Origin of the sequence: Janthinobacterium sp. CG_23.3 (genome assembly GCF_046115965.1) — a bacterium.
Lineage (GTDB): Bacteria > Pseudomonadota > Gammaproteobacteria > Burkholderiales > Burkholderiaceae_D > Janthinobacterium.
The window spans coordinates 1-2,406 of sequence record NZ_JBJXIB010000246.1 but is presented as its reverse complement, the minus strand read 5'-3'; the positions used below and the strand labels follow the sequence as shown (position 1 = coordinate 2,406).

General features: G+C 52.6%; 2 protein-coding genes. Both read right to left on the bottom strand.

The window, feature by feature from the left end; translation table 11 throughout:
• Window positions 1-1,059: 1,059 nt before the first annotated feature.
• A complete protein-coding gene (locus ACFDR9_RS27515) occupies window positions 1,060-1,344 on the bottom strand; it encodes a hypothetical protein (RefSeq protein WP_409033051.1) in 285 nt (94 codons plus the stop codon).
• A gap of 15 nt (window positions 1,345-1,359) precedes the next feature.
• Window positions 1,360-2,406 (bottom strand): IS3 family transposase (locus ACFDR9_RS27510; RefSeq protein WP_409033050.1); only part of this gene is annotated, 1,047 nt, incomplete at its 5' end.

Below are 2,406 nucleotides of genomic sequence, written 5' to 3'. Positions count from 1 at the left end.
CAACGGCAATACTCATCAGGCGTTCTTCGTCTTCAAAATGGCAGTGCCCGCTATGGTACTAGATGTCAAGTTCCACACGAAACGGCATAGAGCCGATACTGGGCGTGAATATACAGGCGTTTTTTTGACGCCGTCGACTACAAGTGGGTGATGAAATTCTTTGGCCATTTGATTGTGGACCAGCGGCTACTTCGGCCAATTGGCAATGACACAAGACGGGTGTGATCGAAGGGGGGCGTATCGAATCCTTGCGAGCTGTTCGCAAAGGGGGAATTTCACCGCTGCGCCAAAAAGAGCGAAAACCGCACAAATAACTCCCCAAATCATTAATTAAAACACCATTTTTATTCGGTGAATTGTCTGTGCGGGGGAGCGGAGACTTCTGTCTCTGCAGCAACCAAGTCGTCGCCAAACGAGGTTCTGGGACGGTTTGACGTCAATGTGCCTGATTTTCAATGCAACCGTTTTGTATTTCTCTTTGAAAAAAATACCAATAAAAATGCTAAAAAAAGGAGAAATAAGGTGACAAATCCAAGTAGCGTCGGATGATTTTCGCTAAATGTAATTAAATTTTCTGTAATATTTGGAGAAAATTTAGAGACTAAAAGAACGAAAGAAATAGTGATGCACGTTGCTATGGCGGCGACAAAAATTTTAACTTTTTTCATTTTTTTTAGCAATATTATCGTTGTGTTCGGAAAAACAGAGACGGTTGGAATAATTCCGACTCGGCGTTACTTGTCGCGATAGACCTTGATCGAGGCTGTTCGCAAGCACTGTCACCGCGCCGGGCTTCCTATTGGTGGTCGATGCCAACGTGCGAATTGAGAGCGCGTGGCTCAGGCGACAGGTATAGTTTTGTAACTTGGCACTGAAGACGGCAGCGCCTACTCGATCATGCAAGTCCGTCAAGTAGGCACCGCCGTAACCTCTCCAATTGTGCGCGGCTGTCTGGCTGTCATCCGACGCGCGGTCAACTGCGCAACTTGCTGCCAATGACGCTGTCAAGGTCGCTTGTAACCGAAAATCTTGCGGAGAAGCCGAAGAGCCTGCTAGCTCTTACAAAAATACGACTTTTGTTCCTTTTTTAATTGTACTGGCACCGCCACCGCCACCGCCACCATCGCTAAAATAACCAATGTCCGACAATGCACCTGCGGTCCACATTGTTGCAGAAACAATTCCATACGCGACTACGGCACCTGTGAGCAGCGGGGCGCCGGCTATTGCCGCCGCTCCAGCCAAAACAGCTCCACCCACTGCCGTAATGCCTGCGCCGACATTTAATACTTGCCCGGCAGTTACGCCACCGGTTACTTCGTTGGTTTCGGTAGTTGTCAACAAAGATGTCGCGTTTTGTCATGCTGCTTTTTTTAGTTCCTCTGGCTGATTTTGTTCTGGGTTCAGCCACACCTCTTCCTTCAATTTCCAGTCTCGTGTTTCGCCCGTCCAGCGCTCCGGGCGCCTTGTTTTCGCAGCCTCGTAGACTTGCTTACGGTGCTGCAGAATCGTTGCATCCCGTCCGTCATGGCGCTGTGCTGGCGTGACGAATTTCAAGCCGCTGTGCTTGTGCTGATGGTTGTACCACTGCACAAATTCCAGCGTCCACTGCCGAGCCTCATCGATACTGCCAAATGGCTTGCTCGGGTAATTCGGCCGGTACTTGCAGGTCCGGAACAACGACTCGGCGTATGCGTTGTCGTTACTCACACGGGGCCTGCTGAACGACGCCATGATGCCCAGCTTTTCCAGCGTCGCCAGCATCGTGGCACCTTTCATCGAGCTGCCGTTGTCCGAGTGAAGTACCACGGCCCGTCCAGCCAAGCCTTCAGTAAGGCTGGCTTTGCGCAGCAATAGCGACGCCAGTTCCGCCGACTCGGCTACTTGCACCTCATGTCCAACGATTTTCCGGCTGTAGACGTCGAGCACCATGTACCAGTAAAAATACATGCCCTTCACGCCGGCCGGCAACCAGGTGATATCCCATGCCCACAGCCGGTTCGCTTCGGTCGCGCAGTGGCTGGTTACAACCCTCGTGCTTGGCTTCTTGGCCCGTCCCCGGTGGTGTTGTTGTTTCTCGGCCTTCAAGATGCGGTAGACGGTCGATTCCGATGCCAGATATTGGCCACGGTCGGCCAGCGTTGGCACAATCTGGCTAGGTGGACTGCTGGCAAATTCAGCGCTGTTGGCGACCAGAAGGATCTGCTGGCGTTCGTCTTCGCTCAGTTTGTTGGCCGGTGCCACACGTCGACTGCCTTTGCGCCCATCGCCCTGGCTGCTGCCAGCCTCCAGCAACCAGCGCTGATACGTGCGCTGGCTGATGCCAAGCGCCTCGCAAGCGCTCCCACGCGTGCATTTGGCTACCACAGCCTCTTCCACCAATTTAATCACCAACTGGCGATCTGG